Source organism: Streptomyces avermitilis MA-4680 = NBRC 14893 (assembly GCF_000009765.2).
Lineage (GTDB): Bacteria > Actinomycetota > Actinomycetes > Streptomycetales > Streptomycetaceae > Streptomyces > Streptomyces avermitilis.
On record NC_003155.5, the window covers coordinates 5,770,277 to 5,788,709 of the forward strand.

Consider the following 18,433-nt stretch of genomic DNA (forward strand, 5'->3'; position numbering starts at 1 on the left):
GGTCTGACCGTACGCATGGCCGCCTTCGTCACTTCGTGCATCGGGGGGTCATCACAGCGCAACATCGACCCGCTAACGTGGCCGTACACGGGGAACACGGCAGAGTACGAGCAGCAGCACACCGATGTAGGCAGACGGCTGGAAGGAAGGCGCTGATCTTGGGCAAGGTCGTGCTCGTGACCGGAGTGGCCCGTCAGTTGGGGGGCCGGTTCGTACGACGGATCCAGCGTGACCCGAACGTCGACCGGGTGATCGCCGTCGACGCGGTCCGTCCCGAGCATCATCTGGGCGGTGCGGACTTCATCCAGGCCGACATAAGGCAGCCCACCATCGCGCGCGTGCTCGCCGAGCACTCCGTCGACACGGTCGTCCACATGGACGTGACCGGCACCGCGCTGGGCACCGGCAGCCGGGCCACGGTCAAGGAGACCAACGTCATCGGCACCATGCAGCTGCTGGGTGCCTGCCAGAAGTCCCCGACGGTCAAGCGGCTCGTCGTGAAGTCCAGTACGAACGTGTACGGGTCCGCGCCGCGCGATCCGGCCGTGTTCACCGAGACGACCCCGCCCAAGTCCCTGCCCAGCGGCGGCTTCGCCAAGGACACCGTGGAGGTCGAGGGGTATGTGCGCGGCTTCGCCCGCCGCCGCCCCGACGTGGCCGTGTGCGTGCTCAGGTTCGCGAACATTCTCGGCCCGAGCGCGGACTCGCCGCTCGCCTCGTACTTCTCGCTGCCGGTGCTGCCGACCGTGTTCGGCTACGACCCGCGGCTGCAGTTCGCGCACGAGGACGACGTGATCGACGTGCTGCGCATCGCCTCGTACGAGCCCCGGCGCGGAACTCTCAACAGCGGCACGTTCAATGTCGCGGGCGACGGCGTCCTGCTGCTGTCGCAGTGCGCACGCAGGCTCGGCCGTCCGACGGTCCCGCTGCTGCTGCCGGCGGTCACCTGGGTCGGCTCGGCGGTGCGTACGCTGGGCATGACGGACTTCTCGCCCGAGCAGATCCGGCTGTTGACGCACGGCCGGGTCGTGGCGACGAACCAGATGCGCGAGACGCTGGGATACGTGCCGAAGTACACGACCGCAGAAACGTTCGCGGACTTCGCGCGCAGCCGCGGTCCCGGACTTCTGCCGCCGGAGGCCCTCGCGGGGGCCGTCGACCGGATCGCCGCACTGCCCGCACTGGGCGGTGGCCACCCCCCGACGCAGAGCGCCAACTGAGGAGCGCACCAACGATGGCGGACGCCAAGGTCATTCCGTTCGACGACGACCGGTCCCGTGGGGCTGCCGTGCAGCGGCCGCCGCGGCGCCGGGGTGCGGGGAGCCGGCGAGGCGGCGAGCCCGCGGTGGTACGGGAGGTCCAGCCCCTGCCCGGGCGGGCTCTTCCGCAGGATGATGTTCCCGTGACGCGTGAGGAACAGCCGCCGCAGCGGCCGCAGGACGGCGGTCTGGAACGGCGGATCGCCGGAGGGCTGGCCTTCCTGCGGCGGCGGCTGACCGGGGACTACGAGGTCGACGACTTCGGCTACGACGAGGAGCTCACCGACCAGGTCCTCATGTCGCTGCTGCGGCCGGTGTACGAGAAGTACTTCCGGGTCGAGGTGAAGGGCATCGAGAACATCCCGGCGAAGGGCGGGGCGCTGATCGTCGCCAACCACTCGGGCACGCTCCCGCTGGACGGGCTGATGATGCAGGTCGCGGTCCACGACAACCATCCGGCGGGCCGTCACCTCCGGCTGCTGGCGGCCGACCTGGTCTTCATGCTGCCGGTGGTCAACGAGCTGGCCCGCAAGGCCGGTCACACCCTCGCGTGCGCCGAGGACGCCGAACGGCTCCTGGAGCGCGGTGAGCTGGTCGGTGTGATGCCGGAGGGCTTCAAGGGCATCGGCAAGCCGTTCGGCGAGCGCTACAAGCTCCAGCGTTTCGGCCGGGGCGGCTTCGTCTCCACGGCGCTGCGGCAGGGCACGCCGATCGTCCCGTGCTCGATCGTGGGTGCGGAGGAGATCTACCCGATGATCGGCAACGCGAAGACGCTCGCGCGGCTGCTCGGCTTCCCGTACTTCCCGATCACTCCGACGTTCCCGTGGCTCGGCCCGCTGGGCGCCGTTCCCCTGCCCACGAAGTGGACGATCCAGTTCGGCGAGCCGATCCCCACGGACGGCTACCCGCCGGAGGCGGCGGAGGACCCGATGCTGATGTTCAACCTGACGGACCAGGTCAGGGAACAGATCCAGCACACGCTGTACAAGCTGTTGGTGCAGCGCCGGTCCGTGTTTTTCTGATCCCGTCCGTACGACGGTGGGGCGCCCTTCCTGCGAAGGGCGCCCCACCGTCGTATGAGCTACTTCGTCTCCCCGCTGTCGATGCCCAGGCCCGGGAGGAGGCCCGGGAGCAGGGGCGGCAGGGTGACGTCCGGGGCGCCGCTGGTCGGAGGCTTGCTCGAGGCCGGCGAGCTGCTCGTGCTGTCCTTCGGCGGGTCCAGGAGGCCGCCCGTGTTGCCGCCGAGGAGGCCCTCCTCGCCGCTCTTCGACGTGGACGGCTGGGGCTTGCCGCTGCTGTCGCTGCCGGTGGCGGAGTCGCCGGTGGCGCTGGGCTCGGGCTGGTCCGTGCCGGCGGAGCGAGAGGACTCCGTGCCGGACCCATGCCGCTTGCCGGTGCCGCCGGGGGCCGGGGGCTGCGGCAGCAGTGACTGGAGCGGAGCGACCTCTTGGTCTATGGCGTCGAAGACCGACGAGACCTGCTGACTGACGTCGCCGAGCTGCACGGGCAGCCGGTCGCGCAGGGCGCCCCAGGCCTCGCGGTGCGAGCGGGAGAAGGTGGAGAGGGCCTGGATGGGGCCCAGTGAGCCGTCCCGCTCGTACGCCTCGTGCAGCAGGCGGTGGCCCTCGGCCGCGTCGTGCTGCATGCCGGACAGGGTGCGCCTGACCTCGCCCACGGACTCGTGGTCGAGGGGGCCGCCGCGGTCGCGCTCCATCAGCCGGCGGGCCTCGCTGAGCCTCGTCGAGGCCTGGTCGAGGTAGAGCTGTCCGCGGTCGCTGTCGCCGTGGACCAGCCCCAGTTTGACGTCCTCGATGCCCCGTTTGAGGCCGTAGAGGGAGTCACCCGGCAGGGCGTCGGAACTGGCAGCGGCCACTCCGCCGAACGAGGCCGCGGCCACACCGACGCTGAGTCCACCCGCGGCGAGGCCCTTCGTGAGCCGCGTACGCGGTCGCAACTTCCCCAGTCCGGTCGCCCGGTGAGCGCCCCGGGCCCGATGGGACCGCTGCTCGGGCACCGAAGGGTCCGCCGCCTCGCCTCCCGGCACCGTGCCGTCCCGCAGCATGGCCTCCATCGCGGCCACGAGCTGCGCCCGCTGCACGACCTTGACCTCGGGGTCCAGCTTCGGCTTCGGCAACTCGCCGAGACCGGTGGTGAGGGCCAACATGCGGCCCTGCCCGGTCCGTTCCGCGGCAGTCGGGGGCGGAGCGGGTCCATCGGGCTGCCCGGCCGCCGAGTCCCGGTCGGACTGCTCCTCCAGGGCCTGGGCGAAGGCGTTCGCCCGCCGGTGCGCCGATACGTTCGCGATCACTGGCGGCACCTCCTCTCGTCATGACGGTCGACTCCCCAGGGGGTCCTGAGGGTGCACGCCTTTCGACCGCTTGCACGATCGAGTGATCGTAGACGGCCGGAGTGTGACCACAGGGAGCCTGTATCCCGCGTAACGAGTGGCGCGGCACTTGGGTTACGGACGACGGATGATCGGACCGCGAAGTCAACGGACTTTCACGGAAGGTGAGTTGGGGGTCGCTCAGCGTACGGAGCCGCGATCCGCCGGTGCGGGGACGGATGCGCCGCTCGGCGCGGTGTTCGCTGTGCGGTGCTCACTGTGCGGTGCTCAGCGGACGTCGTCGGGGAGGAGTCGGGCGAGCGTGCGTACGGCCCGGTACTGGAGGGTCTTGATCGCGCCCTCGTTCTTGCCCATCACACGGGCGGTCTCGGCGACCGAGAGGCCCTGGAGGAAGCGCAGGGTCACGCACTCCTGCTGCTGGGGATTGAGCCGCCGTACGGCGTCGAGCAGGGCGGCGTTGGAGAGGGACTCCAGGACGGAGTCCTCGGGGGAGCGCTCGACCTCGTTGGCGTCGAGCATCTCGCCGGTGGTCACTTCCAGCCGGAAGCGGCTCGACTTGAAGTGGTCGGCGACGAGGTTGCGGGCGATCGTGACCAGCCAGGCGCCGAAGTCGCGGCCCTGCCAGGTGAACGTGCCGATGCGGCGCAGGGCGCGCAGGAACGTCTCGCTGGTGAGGTCCTCCGCGGTCGCCTTGCCGCCCACGCGGTAATAGATGTAGCGGTACACGGTGTCGCTGTACTGGTCGTAGAGGCGTCCGAAGGCGTCGGCCTCGCCGGCCTGGGCGCGCTCGACGAGGTCCATCATGCGGGCGCTGTCACTGTCGGCGGCCGGACGGCGTGCGGTGGTGGCGGCCGAGCTCGAACGGCCCCGTCTGCCACCGACCGCGGCGCTGCCCTCGGCCAGTGCGTAGCACGGGCCGAGCGGTGCGGCGGTGGCGAAGGCGGGGACGGCGTACGCGGTGGGGACGAAGCCGCGCAACAGGTCGAGGACCGTTGTGCGCAGCGTAGCCAGGCCCGAGGCGTCAACCCCGACGTGTGGGTACACGGGACTCCCAGAGGCAGAGCTTCCATCACGTGCAGTACGGAACCTTTCACCCGTCGTAGCGACGGAGGGGTACCGGATTGCGTCTGAGGAGAATAACGCTTCGTACAGGCAGCACTACACCCAGTTGCTCAAATCATCGATTACGTCGCTTCTGTTACGCATTGGCGCCTGATCAAGTGCCGAATCGTGAACGGTTGTTGATCGGATGAGTTCGGATTCCGTATGGGTGCGGGGCGTGTTGTGGCCGGGTGTGCGTAAGGGGACTGGCGGGAGCGGTGCGGGGGTAGGACAGAAAGAATGCCGGGCGCCCTCTCGTTGGAGAGGGCGCCCGGCATGGTGCTGAGCTGGGAGTTGTGGTGATCCGCCGTCAGCGGCGCAGCGGCGTCAGCGGCGCAGCGGCGTCAGCGGCGCAGCGGCGTCAGCGGCGTCGGCGGTGCAGTGCGATCGCCGCCGCGGTGCCGCCGGCCACCGCGCCCACGCCGGCCGCCGCCGGAATGCCGACCTTCGCCGCCTTGCGGCCCGTGCGGTAGTCGCGCAGTCGCCAGTCCAGGTTGCGGGCGTGCTTGCGGAGCTTGGCGTCCGGGTTGATCGCGTAGGGGTGGCCCACCAGGGACAGCATCGGGATGTCGTTGTGGGAGTCGCTGTACGCGGCGCAACGCGAGAGGTCCAGGCCCTCCGCCGCCGCCAGCGCGCGTACCGCCTCCGCCTTGGCCGGGCCGTGCAGCGGCTCGCCCACCAGCTTGCCCGTGTAGACGCCGTCGACCGACTCCGCGACCGTGCCCAGCGCGCCGGTCAGGCCGAGGCGGCGGGCGATGACCGTGGCGATCTCCACCGGCGCGGCCGTGACCAGCCACACCTTCTGGCCGGCGTCCAGGTGTGCCTGGGCCAGCGCGCGTGTCCCCGGCCAGATCCGCTCCGCCATGTACTCGTCGTAGATCTCCTCGCCGATCGACATCAGCTCGGAGACGCGGTGGCCCTTGACGATGGACAGCGCGGAGTCGCGGGCGTCCTGCATGTGCTCGGGGTCCTCGACCCCGGCCAGCCTGAACCACGCCTGCTGCCAGGCGAACCTGGCGAGGTCGCGGGTCTCGAAGAACTTCCGCTTGTACAGGCCCCGGCCGAAGTGGAAGAGCGCGGCGCCCTGCATCACGGTGTTGTCCAGGTCGAAGAAGGCGGCGGCCTTGTCGTCGCCGAGCACCGGGAACGCCGGTTCCTGGTCCGTGACGTCGGGCGCGGCTTCGTGCGCGAGTTCCTCCAGCTCCTGGGAGGACTTGCGCGCTGCCTCCGCCGAGGCCTCGCCTGCCAACACGCTCCGCGCGGTGGCGGAGCGCCTACGGGGAGTGAGCCATCCGAGAGCGGCCATGGCGTGAGCATAGCCAGTTTGTTCGGTGCTTCCGGAGTCGAGAGGTTTGGAGGCTGTGAACTCTCTGCGGCCGCACCGTTAAACAAGTGGTCCCGTCGGTGCGCCGCGGGGGCGCCGCGCGGCCGTTCGCGGGGTGAGAATGGCCGACATGAGTCCCATCTTTCGGCGAAAGGCCGCTCAGAGCGCCCCCCAGGACCGGCTCGTCACGCTGATCCGCAAGCCGGGGTGTCATCTGTGCGATGACGCACAGCAGGTCATCGAGAAGGTCTGCGGTGATCTCGGCGTCCCCTGGGAGCAGAAGGACATCACCCAGGACGCGGAGCTGCACCGTGAGTACTGGGAGCAGATTCCGGTCGTCCTGGTGGATGGCGCGCAGCACACCTTCTGGCGCGTGAACGAGGAACGCCTTCGCAAAGCCCTCACCCAGGGCCTGCCGGGCCGGTCCTGACCGGAGGGCCACCCTTCGTGACTGACCGAGTAGTCCAAACAGCCCGGAAAGTCGCTTAGGATCGGGGGCGGTTTGGTCTCGGGGGGCGTGGATCGTTGAGGAGTGTGTGCGGTTTTGCCCCCGTCGAGTGAGGAACGAAGGCGCCTGTGTGCCGGTTCCATACGCATACGCCGGGGGCGCGTGACCCCGGTCACGTTGGCCGGGCAAATCGGACACTATCTTTGTGCACGCGTTCACAAAGACATAGCCTGCTTTCGACGGGGCGGTCTAGGTACGTGTGACCGCCTGCAGCCCCGCGCTACCCGCAGGAGCACCGTGGCAACTGGCCGAACTCACCGACCGGCGACCCGCAGCCGAGGGATTCCCGAGGCCACCGTCGCCAGGCTTCCGCTGTACCTCCGAGCCCTCACCGCACTGTCGGAGCGCTCGGTACCCACGGTCTCCTCCGAGGAGCTCGCGGCCGCGGCGGGGGTCAACTCCGCGAAGCTGCGCAAGGACTTCTCGTACCTCGGGTCGTACGGCACGCGCGGTGTGGGCTACGACGTCGAGTATCTCGTGTACCAGATCTCCCGCGAACTGGGTCTGACCCAGGACTGGCCGGTTGTGATCGTCGGTATCGGTAACCTCGGCGCCGCGCTGGCCAATTACGGCGGGTTCGCCTCCCGTGGATTCCGGGTCGCCGCGCTGATCGACGCCGATCCGGCAATGGCCGGAAAGCCCGTCGCCGGGATCCCGGTCCAGCACACGGACGAGCTGGAAAAGATCATCGACGGCAACGGCGTCTCGATCGGGGTCATCGCGACTCCGGCCGGCGCGGCCCAGCAGGTCTGCGACCGGCTCGTCGCCGCGGGCGTCACCTCCATCCTGAACTTCGCGCCGACCGTGCTGACCGTCCCGGACGGCGTCGACGTGCGCAAGGTCGACCTCTCCATCGAGCTCCAGATCCTCGCCTTCCACGAGCAGCGCAAGGCGGGCGAGGAGGCCGCGGCCGAGGGCGCGATCCCGGCCGCCGCCTCCAAGGAGTCCGCCGACAAGGGGCCTGACGGGGACGTCCCCGCCGTGATGCCGGCATGAGTCTCCTCGTCGTCGGGCTGAGCCACCGCAGCGCTCCGGTCAGCGTTCTGGAGCGGGCCACGCTGACCGCGGACGCCCAGGTCAAGCTGCTCCAGGACACGGTCGCCGCGGAGCCTGCCACCGAGGCCGCGGTCCTTGCCACCTGCAACCGCATCGAGCTGTACGCCGACGTGGACAAGTTCCACGCGGGCGTCGCCGAGCTGTCCACGCTGCTCGCCCAGCACAGCGGGGTCGGGCTCGAGGAGCTCACTCCCTATCTCTACGTGCACTACGAGGACCGGGCCGTCCACCACCTCTTCTCGGTGGCCTGCGGCCTCGACTCGATGGTCGTGGGCGAGGGCCAGATCCTCGGCCAGATCAAGGACGCGCTGGCCACCGCGCAGGAACTGCACACCGCGGGACGGCTCCTCAACGACCTGTTCCAGCAGGCACTGCGGACCGGCAAGCGGGCGCACTCCGAGACCGGCATCGACCGCGCCGGACAGTCGCTGGTCACCTTCGGCCTGGAGCAGCTCTCCGCCGGTACGGCGGTCGAGGCCTGGGCCAAGGGCAAGCGGGCCCTGGTCATCGGTGCCGGCTCCATGTCCTCGCTGGCCGCCGCGACGCTCGCGCGTGCCGGGGTCGCCGAGGTCGTGATCGCCAACCGCACACCGGACCGCGCCGAGCGCCTCGCGCAGATCCTCACGGAGGGCGACGACACGGACGTGCTGGCCCGCGCGGTACCGATGGACGCGGTGCCGGCCGAGCTGACACGTGCCGACGTCGCCGTCTCCTGTACCGGCGCCACGGGTCTCGTCCTGACGGCCGAGGCGGTCGCGGCGGCGGTCGAGGGGCGTACGGGTACGCCGGTCGCCGTGCGTGAGGAGACCCCGGCCTCCGCGGCGGGCGGCCTCGCCCCCGCCGGTACCGACGAGGGCTGCCCCCTCGACCTGTCCGCGGTCCAGGGCGCCACGGGCTTCTCCGTGATGGGAGAGGCCGCGGTCGCCGGGATGGACGCGGCCACCCTGGAACAGCACGCGGCCTGGGTCGACCGGGGAACCGTCGACCGCCGCGACAGCCGCCGCACGCCCGAGGTCGAGGCCGAGCTGATCACCGCGCTCGCCGCCACGGTCGCCGCCGGCGGCCGTCTCCCCGAGCGCCGCCGGCCCGAGCCCGTCGTCGAGGCCCCCCGGCCCGCGCCCGCGCTCGCACTGCTCGACCTCGCGATGCCCCGTGACATCGACGCCGCCGTGCACCGGCTGCTCGGGGTGCGGCTCGTCGACATCGAGTCGCTCGCCGAGGCCTCCGCGGACGCGCCGATGGCCGCCGACGTGGACCTGGTGCGCCGGATCGTCGCCGACGAGGTGGCCGCCTTCGGCGCCGCCCAGCGCGCCGCGCACATCACCCCCACCGTCGTCGCCCTGCGCACGATGGCCGCCGACGTCGTCGCGAACGAGATCGCGCGGCTCGACGGACGGCTGCCCGGCCTCGACGAGAAGCAGCGCGGCGAGATCACCCAGACCGTGCGGCGCGTCGTCGACAAGCTGCTGCACGCGCCGACCGTACGGGTCAAGCAGCTCGCGGCCGAGCCCGGCGGCGCCGGGTACGCGGACGCGCTGCGGACCCTGTTCGACCTCGACCCCGAGACGGTCGCCGCCGTCTCCCGGGCCGACGACAGGGACACCAGTGACAGCACCGAGAACGCCAAGAACCGAGGGCGAGAATGAGTGAGCAGGCACTGCGGCTGGGGACCAGGCGCAGCAAGCTGGCCATGGCCCAGTCCGGGCAGGTGGCCGACGCCGTGAGGCAGGTGACCGGACGGCCCGTCGAGCTCGTGGAGATCACGACCTACGGCGACACCTCGCGCGAGCACCTGGCCCAGATCGGCGGCACCGGTGTGTTCGTGACCGCGCTGCGCGACGCGCTGCTGCGCGGCGAGGTCGACTTCGCCGTGCACTCCCTCAAGGATCTGCCGACCGCGCAGCCCGACGAGCTGGCCCTGGCCGCCGTACCGGTCCGCGAGGACCCGCGCGACGTGCTCGTCGCCCGCGACGGACTGACGTTCGAAGAGCTGGGCGCTCCTTCCCCGAAGGGGACCGCGCGGGTCGGCACCGGCTCGCCGCGCCGCATGGCCCAGCTGAACGCTTACGCGCGCAGCCACGGCCTGGCCGTCGAGACCGTCCCGATCCGCGGCAACGTCGACTCCCGGATCGGGTACGTCCGCAGCGGTGAGCTGGACGGCGTCGTACTCGCCGCCGCCGGGCTCCACCGGATCGGCCGGATCGACGAAGTGACCGAGTTCCTGCCGGTCGACACTGTTTTGCCCGCCCCCGGCCAGGGGGCCCTCGCGATCGAATGTGCCGCGGACAACGCGGACCTGATCGCTGCGCTCGCCGAGCTCGACGACCCGTTCACCCGGGCCGCCGTGACCGCCGAGCGATCCCTGCTCGCCGCCCTGGAGGCCGGCTGCAGTGCCCCTGTGGGGGCGCTGGCCGACCTGCTGGCCGACGGGCAGATTGTCACTGAGATGCGCCTGCGCGGCGTCGTCGGTACAACCGACGGCTCGACGCTGGTGCAGCTGTCCACCACCGGTCCCGTGCCCGAGACGCACGACCAGGCAATGGCGCTCGGTCGCGAACTCGCTGCCGAGATGCTCGCCAAGGGCGCGGCCGGTCTGATGGGGGAGCGAGAACATTGAGCCCCACCACCCTTCCCGCCGGTCCGGAACACGGGCACGTCACCTTCCTGGGTGCCGGTCCCGGAGATCCGGGACTGCTCACACTGCGCGCCGTGGAGGCGCTGGCGAGAGCGGACGTTCTTGTCGCCGAGCATGAGGTGCTCGACGTGGTCCGTACGCATGCCAGGCAAGGCGTCGCCGTGCTGAACACGTCTTCGGATGCGTATTCGGATACGTCGTCAGGTACGTATTCGGCCACAAGCACGCCTCAACTAGCGGTTGTTGACAGCACGTCGACGACCGCTGGGACCCCCGCGTCGAGGGATGCCGCCAATCTTGTCATGGAGGCCGCGCGGGGCGGCAGGCGGGTCGTGCGTGCGGTGTCCGGTGACCCCGGCCTCGACACGTACGCGGCCGAGGAGATGCTGGCGTGCGCCGCCGCGGGCGTGCCGTTCGAGGTGGTGCCCGGCATCGCGGCCGCCGTGGGTGTGCCCGCTTACGCGGGTGTGCCGCTGCGGGACGCGCAGGGCGCCGACGTGCGGTTCGTGGACGCCCGTTCGGCGTCGGAGCGGTGCTGGACCGAGGTGGGCGCGTCCGATGGGACCGTCGTCGTCTCGGCCACGCTGGATTCCGTGGCCGCGGCCGCGGGCGAGCTGGTCGCCGCCGGCCGTAAGCCCGACACTCCGATGTCGGTGACCATCGCCGGTACCACCACACGGCAGCGCACCTGGTCCGCCACGCTCGGGTCCATCGCGCAGACGCTGAAGCAGGCGAAGGTGCTGCCCTCGCCCGACGGCGGCCGACCGGTGATAGCCGTGGTCGGTGAGCGTTCCGCCGCCGCCCAGCGCGACCAGCTGTCGTGGTTCGAGTCCAAGCCGCTGTTCGGCTGGAAGGTGCTCGTGCCGCGGACGAAGGAGCAGGCGGCGTCGCTCTCCGACCAGCTGCGGTCGTACGGGGCCGTGCCGCACGAGGTGCCGACGATCGCCGTCGAACCGCCGCGGACGCCCCAGCAGATGGAGCGCGCGGTCAAGGGCCTGGTGACGGGCCGGTACGAGTGGATCGCCTTCACCTCGGTGAACGCGGTCAAGGCCGTGCGGGAGAAGTTCGAGGAGTACGGGCTCGATGCCCGGGCCTTCGCCGGGATCAAGGTCGCGGCGGTGGGCGAGCAGACCGCGAAGGCGCTGGTCGCCTTCGGTGTGAAGCCGGACCTGGTGCCGAGCGGTGAGCAGTCGGCCGCCGGTCTGCTGGAGGACTGGCCGCCGTACGACCCGGTCTTCGACCCGATCGACCGGGTGTTCCTGCCGCGGGCGGACATCGCGACCGAGACGCTGGTCGCCGGGCTCATCGAGCTGGGCTGGGAGGTCGACGACGTCACGGCGTACCGGACGGTGCGCGCGTCGCCGCCGCCGGCCGAGACGCGGGAGGCCATCAAGGGCGGTGGCTTCGACGCCGTGCTGTTCACGTCGTCCTCGACGGTGCGCAACCTGGTCGGCATCGCGGGCAAGCCGCACAACGTGACGGTGATCGCGTGCATCGGTCCCGCCACGGCCAAGACGGCCGAGGAGCACGGGCTGCGGGTGGACGTCATGGCTCCCGAGCCCTCGGTGCTCAAGCTGGCGGAGGCGCTGGCGGACTTCGGGCTGCGGCGCCGTGCGTCGGCGCTGGACGCCGGGGATCCGGTGACGCGGCCGAGCGAGCGGCGGCCGGGGTCGCGGCGGCGGCGTACGACGTAGCCGGGACGGCGCCGGGGTGGTGCCGGGGCGGGTGTCTCCGGGGGCTTTGCCCCCGGACTCCCTTTGCCCCGGACTCCCTCGGTGATCCCCGACTCGGCGTCGGCAAAGGTGCTCCCGCGGCGGGCGTAGCGTGGAGGGCATGACGAAGTACGGATCCTTCCCCGGTACGCGTCCCCGGCGGCTGCGTACGACCCCCGCTCTGCGGCGCATGGTCGCCGAGACCCGGCTGCACCCGGCCGACTTCATCCTCCCCGCGTTCGTGCGCGAGGGCGTGAGTGAGCCGGTGCCGATCACGGCCATGCCCGGCGTCGTGCAGCACACGCGCGACAGCCTGAAGAAGGCGGCGCTGGAGGCGCTGGAGGCCGGTGTCTCCGGGATCATGCTCTTCGGGGTGCCGGAGGACGCGAAGAAGGACGCCCAGGGGTCGGCGGGCACGGATCCGGACGGGATCCTCCAGGTCGCGCTGCGCGATGTGCGGGCCGAGGTCGGGGACGAGCTGATCGTCATGTCCGACCTGTGCCTCGACGAGTTCACCGACCACGGCCACTGCGGGGTGCTCGACGGGCAGGGCCGGGTCGACAACGACGCGACCCTGGAGCGGTACGCCGAGATGGCGCAGGTGCAGGCCGACGCGGGCGCGCATGTGGTCGGGCCGAGCGGGATGATGGACGGCCAGATCGGTGTCGTCCGGGACGCCCTGGACCAGATCGGGCGCGAGGACGTCTCCATCCTGGCGTACACCGCCAAGTACTCCTCCGCCTTCTACGGGCCCTTCCGGGAGGCCGTCGGCTCCTCGCTCAAGGGTGACCGCAAGACGTATCAGCAGGATCCCGCCAATGCGCGCGAGTCGCTGCGGGAGCTGGCCCTCGACCTGGAGGAGGGCGCCGACATGGTGATGGTCAAGCCGGCCGGTCCCTACCTCGACATCCTCGCGCGGGTCGCCGACGCGGTGGACGTACCGCTCGCGGCGTACCAGATCTCCGGCGAGTACTCGATGATCGAGGCCGCCGCGGAGAAGGGCTGGATCGACCGGGACAAGGCGATCCTGGAGACGCTGACCGGCATCAAGCGGGCCGGGGCACAGAACATCCTGACGTACTGGGCCACCGAGGTGGCGCAGAAGCTGCGCTGAGGACGGCGCCCGGCGTCTGCGGCGCGAACTCCCTTGCGGGTGACGTCAGTACGTGAGCGCGGTGTCCATGGACGACTGCCAGTACGTCACCGTGAGCCGGTCGTCGACGTGGACCCCCCTGGGCGGGAGCGCCGGGCGGGCGGTGCTGCCGTCCTTGAAGGTGATCGTGAGGGTCTTGGCCGTGGAGCCGGATGCGCCGCTGCCGTCGCCCGAGGACAGGAGCACGCCCGCGTAGGCGGACTCGCGGGGGGACAGCCGGACCGCCGCCCGCGGCCTGGTCTCCCGCGCCGCCGGGACGGACCGGGCCTCGCCGAACCGGGTGACCGGGTGGCCGGTGAGGGTGCAGGTCCTCGAACCGGTGTTGGTGAGGGTCAGGAGCAGGTGGTTCAGGGGGCGGGAGACCTCCGTGGCCATGATCCTGGTGGTGTCGGCGGTGCACGGGGGGCTGCCGGCGGTGGTGGTGCCTGGGGTGGTGTCCGCCGTGTCCGGTGCGGTCGTCGGCGTCGAACCGGTCGGCCGGGTCGCCGACTTGGACGCCGCGGACGGGTCCTCGTCGCGTACGCCCTCGCCGTTCTCGCACGCCGTGAGGGCGAGCGCCGCGAGCGCGACCGCGGCGGCGGCGAACAGCCGGGTACGGGCGGTGCGTTCGGACATGGGTCGGCCCCCTCTGGTGTGGCTGGTCGGCGTGGCCGCTCGACCGGTTGCCGGGAGCGGCGTGCTTGGATGGCCCAAGCTTGTGGGGTGATCCGTCCCGGCCGCCACAGTCGTCGGGTGATTCGGGACGCCGGGATGGCGGTACCGGCTCTGACCTGGGGGAATGTCATCCCTCTGGAATACGGTCCGGGACGCGGGTGAGGGAGAGAACGTGGCCGGGGACGAGTTCGCGGGACTGCTGAAGGAACTCAAGGAGCGGTCCGGACTCAGTTACGGGACGCTCGGGAAGCGGCTGCACATGAGTGCGTCGACGCTGCACCGGTACGTCAACGGGGAGGCCGTACCGGCGGATTACGCGCCCGTGGAGCGCTTCGCCCGGGTGTGCCGGGCGACGCCCGAGGAGCTGGTGGAGCTGCACCGGCGGTGGGTGCGGGCGGACGCGCTGCGGGGGCAGAAGGGGGCGCCCGAGCCGGCGGTGGCGTCGGCGGTGGCTGTGCCGGAGCCGGAGGTGGAGGCGGCTTCCGGGACCGAGGGTGCGCCTGAGCCGGATGCGGCCTCCGGGGCCGAAGATGCGCCTGAGGTGGAGTCGGACGCAGGAGCCGAGCCCGAATCGCCGGTACGGCGTCGGCGTACCGTCGTGCTCGCCGGTGCCGCCGTGGCCGCGGCCGTCGTGGCCGCCGCGCTCGTCGTGAACCTCGTGCCCGGCAAGGGCGACGACCACGGCCGCAAGCAGTCGGCGGGTGCCGCCGCCTCGTCCGCCGGCGTGACGTCCGACGGCACCGCGTCGGCCGGTGCGAAGAGCGCGTCGCCCTCGCCCTCGCCGTCCGCCTCGCGCGGCGCCGGTCCTGCCCCGTCCGGCTCCCGGAGTGTCGGGGCGGAGCGGACGCGGGGCCCGGACGACGGGGCCGCCGCGCCGATCGTCGTCGCCAACGCGTACAAGTGGGACAGCCCGTGCAGCCAGCACTACCTGGTGGACCGGGACGCCGCGCGGATGCCGCCACCGCCGACCGAGCCGGACGCGCGCGGGTGGGTCACCGCGCTCGGCGGGGTGCCCGCCGGGCAGCAGATGCTCGCGCTGACCGTGCAGGGCACCGGCAAGGCCACCGTCGTCCTGGAGTCGCTGCATGTGCGGGTGGCCAAGAAGGACGCGCCGCTCGCGTGGAACGACTACGAGATGGGCGTCGGATGCGGCGGCGGCGTGGAGACGCGGTCGTTCGAGGTGGATCTCGACGCCGGCCGGCCGGTGGCCGTGCCCAAGGCCGGTCAGCGGGACTTCCCCTACAAGGTCAGCGAGTCCGACCCCGAGGTGTTCTATGTGTTCGCGGACGCGCGGACCCATGACGTGAGCTGGAACCTGGAGCTGGAGTGGTCCAGCGGGACGAAGCACGGGACGGTCCGCGTCGACGACAACGGCGAGCTCTTCCGCACCAGCGGCAACGTGGGGCGTCCCGCGTACAACTACCCGCTGGGTTCCACAGAGTGGGGCAGGAACGCGTACGAGCCGAACGTCAAAGGCTGAGCGAAGGTGATCGGGTGGGCACCGAGATGATCGGGCGGGCACCAACAAGTCGCCCTGGGAGTTAGGTTGTTGCCCGTTGAATGACGCGACTCTCCAGGGAGAGGCCCTATGCCCGGTGACGCCCTCAGCCACGACCCCGCCGAGCTGAGAAAGAGGATCGACACCACCAAGGCGCATCCGGCGCGGGTCTACGACGTGTTTCTCGGTGGCAAGGACAACTACCCGGTGGACCGTGCCGCGGCCGCCGCGGCGCTCGCGGCGAACCCGCGCGGCTATCTGGACGTGCGGCACAACCGCGACTTCCTGCGGCGGGCGGTGACGCGGCTGGCGCAGGACGACGGCATCCGGCAGTTCCTGGACATCGGCACCGGTCTGCCGACGCAGGAGAACGTGCACCAGATCGCCCAGCGGATCAATCCGGACTCACGGGTCGTGTACGTCGACAACGACCCCGTCGTGCTCGCCCACGCGCGCGCCCTGCTGAACAGCGGCCCCGAGGGCGCCACCGACTACATCGACGCCGACCTCAAGAGCCCCGGGCAGATCCTGGAGGCGGCCGCCAAGACTCTCGACTTCGACCAGCCGGTCGCGCTCGTGCTCGTGGCGGTCCTGCACTTCGTGGAGGACGCGGAGGCCTACCCGATCGTGCGCGAGCTGGTGGAGGCGCTGCCGTCCGGCAGCCGGCTGGTGCTCAGCCATCTCACCGAGGACCTCAACGCCGAGAACATCCGCGCGGTCCAGCGGACTTTCACGGAGCGCGGCTTCACCTTCGTGCTGCGCACCAAGGGCGAGGTCGAGCGGTTCCTCACGGACAACGGCCTGGAGCTCGACGACCCGGGCGTCGTTCCCGCCCATCACTGGCGGCCCGACGACGCCGCTCCGGTGCCCGAGCAGCCGGACGCGTCCTACCTCGCCTCCCTCGACGACATCGAGAAGGTCCGCTACCGCGACATCAACGACGTCACGGACGCCGACATCAACGTGTACGCGGTCACCGGCAGGAAGGCGTAGGGCGCCCGCGGCCGTCGCGGACCGGGACTGAGCCTCGAGGAACGCCCTATCCGTCCGTGCCGAACCACGTCTCGGCGAGCGCGTCGAGGCGTGGGTGCGGCGGGGCCGGCATCTCCCGCAGATACCAGGCCAGATCGCTGTACACATGCAGCAGCGTATACGCGAGCAGTTGGTACGGGTCGTGCGGCGGCCGGCCGTACGCCTGGTAGAACCTCCGGAGCAGGCGGGGGTCACCGCGCGACATGAACAGGCCGACGCTCACGAAGTCGTACGCCGGGTCGCCGATCATGGCCGGCTCGAAGTCGAAGAGACCGGTCAGGCGCCACCCGTCCTGCGGGTCCACCGTCAGGTGCTCGCGCATGAACTCGGTGTGCAGCAGGACGCGTTCCCCCGACGCCGGCAGCCGTACCGCGTCCAGGAAGCCGGGGATCTGGTCCAGCCACGGCTTCGGCAGCCCGGCCGCGCGGTGGTGCTCCAGTACGCCGGCGCGCTGCCGGCGCAGGAACGTGCCCCAGTCCGCCGGTCCGACGACGTCGGCCAGCGGCTTCCAGTCCACGGAGTGCAGCGCGGCCAGGGTCTCGGCCGCCTCGTCGACGATCCGGTCCTGCTCGACGGCCGGGATCCGGGACCAGGCCGTCGAGAGGCTCACTCCGGGCAGCCGGGACATCAGCACGTAGCGCCAGCCGTTCTTGTACATCTCGCCGGCGTGCAAGCGGGGTGTCGGCACGGGCAGTTGACCCCAGAGGTGGGACAACACCCGTGCCTCTCTGACGCCTTCGGCCGCCTCGAAGCCCGGGAACAGCTTCAGTACCAGGGTCCCGCCGACCGCGTACACGGGCAGCGAACCATCGTCGAAACGGACCAACCGGGCACCGGTCAGCCCCAGATGGGCGCAGAGGTCCTGGGCCGCCGGTCGCAGCAGCGCCTCGTCCCTGACCATCGCGTCCAACTCTTCACTTGTGTCCACGCTGGGCAGCATGGGCGGCAGCCTAAGGGGCAACGGACGTCGTCCGCATCGGGAAACAAAACGTATGTAGTCGACATGTAGGCCCCCGGGGTGTCCGCCGGGAATGTCCCCTCACGCACCGGTGCGAAACGGACGTACACCTGCGCGAATCGGTCGTACAAGTGGTCGTATCAGTCCCACCAGAAGGACCAGGTCCGCCGGTTGAGGACCTCGTGTGCCGCGTAGGAGCGCAGCGTCTTGTGGTGGCCCCGCGTGATGTTGTCCGGGCAGAACGCGAAGTGCTCGGCGGCGACCGCTTCCGCCTCGGCCGGTGTGGTGGGCGGGGCCGCCACCGAGAGAACCAGCTGGTCGAAGGTGAGGGCCACGACCCGTATGCCGAAGCGGTCCTCCCAGGAGCGCAGAACGGCACACAGGCGGGCCGGGTCGCTCTCGTGGTTCAGCGGGCCGCTCCAGCCGAGGGCCGCCGGGATGTCCGCGCTGCGGCGGGCCGGGACCAGGGCGAGCCGCGGCTCCTTCAGCCAGGAGCCGTCGGCGGCGAGGGAGTCGGCCGTCCCGGCGGCATGGGCGTCGGGGTCGGCGCTCTCGTCGGGGCCGGCGCCGGCGTCGGTGGTGAGGTGTGCGGCGGGGGCGAGGCCGGGCCATACCGGGCCGAACGGTGCCACCGTCTCGTCACCGGACGCGGGTGTCCCGAAGACCTCCTCGGCCCGCTCCTCGCCCGGCCGGCCCTCGCCGTCGGACAGCTCGTCCGCCGCGTACTCCTCCCAGAACTCGGCCAGCACCTCCTCAGCGTCGTGATCACCCGGATAGGACGCCTCGGCGGGCATCAACTCCCATTCGTCCGGCTCTCCTTGAGGGCCGCCCACGTCCAGGAGCACCGGCAGCAGCCCCGCCGTCCGCCGGGCGGGCGTGAGCGCGGCCCAGGCGCCGGGGGTGGCGGGCCCGTCCGCGCACCACAGCAGCGGCTCGGGCCACGGCCCGTCGTGCGTCGCGTCGATCAGTCGCCCGGCCGGGAGTTCGAGCCCGAGCGTGCGTCCGCTCGGGTCGGCCGCCAGCTTCGGCAGCGGATTGGGAAGTGTCGCCATGCCCGTGACTGTAGGGGCGGCCACTGACAACCGGCGGGAGCCCAGATGGGGAGACCGCAAAGCCGGGACCGCTGCCGAACGCGGCAGAGCACCGGTTCACGGCTCATGCGGCAGTGGTGCCACAGCTGCCGGTACCGGTGCTCT

At 71.3% G+C, this 18,433-nt stretch carries 16 protein-coding genes; 10 read left to right on the top strand and 6 right to left on the bottom strand.

Annotation, left to right across the window (positions count from 1 at the left end; translation table 11 throughout):
- Window positions 1–158 precede the first annotated feature (158 nt).
- Together SAVERM_RS24440 and SAVERM_RS24445 are read left to right on the top strand one after the other, a co-directional pair.
- Window positions 159–1,220, top strand: a complete 1,062-nt coding sequence (locus SAVERM_RS24440; RefSeq protein ID WP_037648014.1) for an NAD-dependent epimerase/dehydratase family protein — start codon at window positions 159–161, stop codon at window positions 1,218–1,220.
- Between the two features lie 14 nt (window positions 1,221–1,234).
- Complete coding sequence (locus SAVERM_RS24445; RefSeq protein ID WP_010986156.1) at window positions 1,235–2,281, top strand: lysophospholipid acyltransferase family protein; 1,047 nt, start codon at window positions 1,235–1,237, stop codon at window positions 2,279–2,281.
- A gap of 59 nt (window positions 2,282–2,340) precedes the next feature.
- Here SAVERM_RS24445 and SAVERM_RS24450 read toward each other — a convergent pair whose 3' ends face one another.
- From SAVERM_RS24450 to SAVERM_RS24460, 3 genes are all read right to left on the bottom strand, one after another.
- Window positions 2,341–3,567: a DUF5667 domain-containing protein gene (locus SAVERM_RS24450; protein WP_037648013.1), complete on the bottom strand. Its 1,227-nt coding sequence runs from the start codon at window positions 3,565–3,567 to the stop codon at window positions 2,341–2,343.
- A 306-nt stretch (window positions 3,568–3,873) separates the two neighbouring features.
- Window positions 3,874–4,650, bottom strand: coding sequence for an ECF subfamily RNA polymerase sigma factor, BldN family (locus tag SAVERM_RS24455; protein ID WP_010986158.1), 777 nt, complete (start codon window positions 4,648–4,650; stop codon window positions 3,874–3,876).
- 418 nt (window positions 4,651–5,068) lie between these two features.
- Complete coding sequence (locus tag SAVERM_RS24460; RefSeq protein ID WP_078234366.1) at window positions 5,069–6,013, bottom strand: HAD family hydrolase; 945 nt, start codon at window positions 6,011–6,013, stop codon at window positions 5,069–5,071.
- Between the two features lie 139 nt (window positions 6,014–6,152).
- On the opposite strand from SAVERM_RS24460, the gene SAVERM_RS24465 reads away from it, so the two are divergent.
- The 6 genes from SAVERM_RS24465 (at window position 6,153) to hemB (ending at window position 13,056) form a co-directional block, all read left to right on the top strand.
- Entirely contained in the window at window positions 6,153–6,461 is a 309-nt protein-coding gene (locus SAVERM_RS24465) for a glutaredoxin family protein (protein ID WP_010986160.1), read from the top strand.
- Between the two features lie 315 nt (window positions 6,462–6,776).
- Entirely contained in the window at window positions 6,777–7,535 is a 759-nt protein-coding gene (locus tag SAVERM_RS24470; RefSeq protein ID WP_010986161.1) for a redox-sensing transcriptional repressor Rex, read from the top strand.
- Complete coding sequence (locus tag SAVERM_RS24475) at window positions 7,532–9,241, top strand: glutamyl-tRNA reductase (RefSeq protein WP_010986162.1); 1,710 nt, start codon at window positions 7,532–7,534, stop codon at window positions 9,239–9,241. The genes SAVERM_RS24470 and SAVERM_RS24475 overlap by 4 nt, the downstream gene beginning before the upstream one ends.
- The gene (hemC, locus tag SAVERM_RS24480) at window positions 9,238–10,212 is read left to right on the top strand and encodes a hydroxymethylbilane synthase (RefSeq protein ID WP_010986163.1); all 975 of its coding nucleotides are present in this window, start codon (window positions 9,238–9,240) and stop codon (window positions 10,210–10,212) included. The genes SAVERM_RS24475 and hemC overlap by 4 nt, the downstream gene beginning before the upstream one ends.
- Window positions 10,209–11,924: a bifunctional uroporphyrinogen-III C-methyltransferase/uroporphyrinogen-III synthase gene (locus SAVERM_RS24485; RefSeq protein WP_010986164.1), complete on the top strand. Its 1,716-nt coding sequence runs from the start codon at window positions 10,209–10,211 to the stop codon at window positions 11,922–11,924. Before hemC ends, SAVERM_RS24485 begins: the two co-directional genes overlap by 4 nt.
- Window positions 11,925–12,063: 139 nt before the next feature.
- On the top strand, window positions 12,064–13,056 hold the full coding sequence (hemB, locus tag SAVERM_RS24490; RefSeq protein WP_010986165.1) for a porphobilinogen synthase: 993 nt from the start codon (window positions 12,064–12,066) through the stop codon (window positions 13,054–13,056).
- Between the two features lie 45 nt (window positions 13,057–13,101).
- On the opposite strand, the gene SAVERM_RS24495 is transcribed toward hemB, so the two are convergent.
- A complete protein-coding gene (locus SAVERM_RS24495; RefSeq protein WP_042493515.1) occupies window positions 13,102–13,710 on the bottom strand; it encodes a DUF4232 domain-containing protein in 609 nt (202 codons plus the stop codon).
- A 211-nt stretch (window positions 13,711–13,921) separates the two neighbouring features.
- On the opposite strand from SAVERM_RS24495, the gene SAVERM_RS24500 reads away from it, so the two are divergent.
- Window positions 13,922–15,229: a helix-turn-helix domain-containing protein gene (locus tag SAVERM_RS24500; RefSeq protein WP_037648009.1), complete on the top strand. Its 1,308-nt coding sequence runs from the start codon at window positions 13,922–13,924 to the stop codon at window positions 15,227–15,229.
- Between the two features lie 108 nt (window positions 15,230–15,337).
- The gene (locus SAVERM_RS24505; protein ID WP_010986168.1) at window positions 15,338–16,240 is read left to right on the top strand and encodes an SAM-dependent methyltransferase; all 903 of its coding nucleotides are present in this window, start codon (window positions 15,338–15,340) and stop codon (window positions 16,238–16,240) included.
- A 46-nt stretch (window positions 16,241–16,286) separates the two neighbouring features.
- Here SAVERM_RS24505 and SAVERM_RS24510 read toward each other — a convergent pair whose 3' ends face one another.
- Both SAVERM_RS24510 and SAVERM_RS24515 read right to left on the bottom strand, forming a co-directional pair.
- Window positions 16,287–17,219, bottom strand: coding sequence for an aminoglycoside phosphotransferase family protein (locus SAVERM_RS24510; RefSeq protein WP_037648007.1), 933 nt, complete (start codon window positions 17,217–17,219; stop codon window positions 16,287–16,289).
- Window positions 17,220–17,377: 158 nt separating this feature from the next.
- On the bottom strand, window positions 17,378–18,289 hold the full coding sequence (locus SAVERM_RS24515; RefSeq protein ID WP_010986170.1) for a DUF4253 domain-containing protein: 912 nt from the start codon (window positions 18,287–18,289) through the stop codon (window positions 17,378–17,380).
- Between the last annotated feature and the right edge of the window lie 144 nt (window positions 18,290–18,433).

Bases quoted from the DNA above. Each gene is read 5' to 3' on its own strand.
- SAVERM_RS24510 (WP_037648007.1), bottom strand. From the start codon at position 17,219: ATGCTGCCCAGCGTGGACACAAGTGAAGAGTTGGACGCGATGGTCAGG.
- SAVERM_RS24495 (WP_042493515.1), bottom strand. From the start codon at position 13,710: ATGTCCGAACGCACCGCCCGTACCCGGCTGTTCGCCGCCGCCGCGGTC.
- hemB (WP_010986165.1), top strand. From the start codon at position 12,064: ATGACGAAGTACGGATCCTTCCCCGGTACGCGTCCCCGGCGGCTGCGT.
- SAVERM_RS24475 (WP_010986162.1), top strand. From the start codon at position 7,532: ATGAGTCTCCTCGTCGTCGGGCTGAGCCACCGCAGCGCTCCGGTCAGC.
- SAVERM_RS24505 (WP_010986168.1), top strand. From the start codon at position 15,338: ATGCCCGGTGACGCCCTCAGCCACGACCCCGCCGAGCTGAGAAAGAGG.
- SAVERM_RS24445 (WP_010986156.1), top strand. From the start codon at position 1,235: ATGGCGGACGCCAAGGTCATTCCGTTCGACGACGACCGGTCCCGTGGG.
- hemC (WP_010986163.1), top strand. From the start codon at position 9,238: ATGAGTGAGCAGGCACTGCGGCTGGGGACCAGGCGCAGCAAGCTGGCC.
- SAVERM_RS24515 (WP_010986170.1), bottom strand. From the start codon at position 18,289: ATGGCGACACTTCCCAATCCGCTGCCGAAGCTGGCGGCCGACCCGAGC.
- SAVERM_RS24465 (WP_010986160.1), top strand. From the start codon at position 6,153: ATGGCCGACATGAGTCCCATCTTTCGGCGAAAGGCCGCTCAGAGCGCC.
- SAVERM_RS24460 (WP_078234366.1), bottom strand. From the start codon at position 6,013: ATGGCCGCTCTCGGATGGCTCACTCCCCGTAGGCGCTCCGCCACCGCG.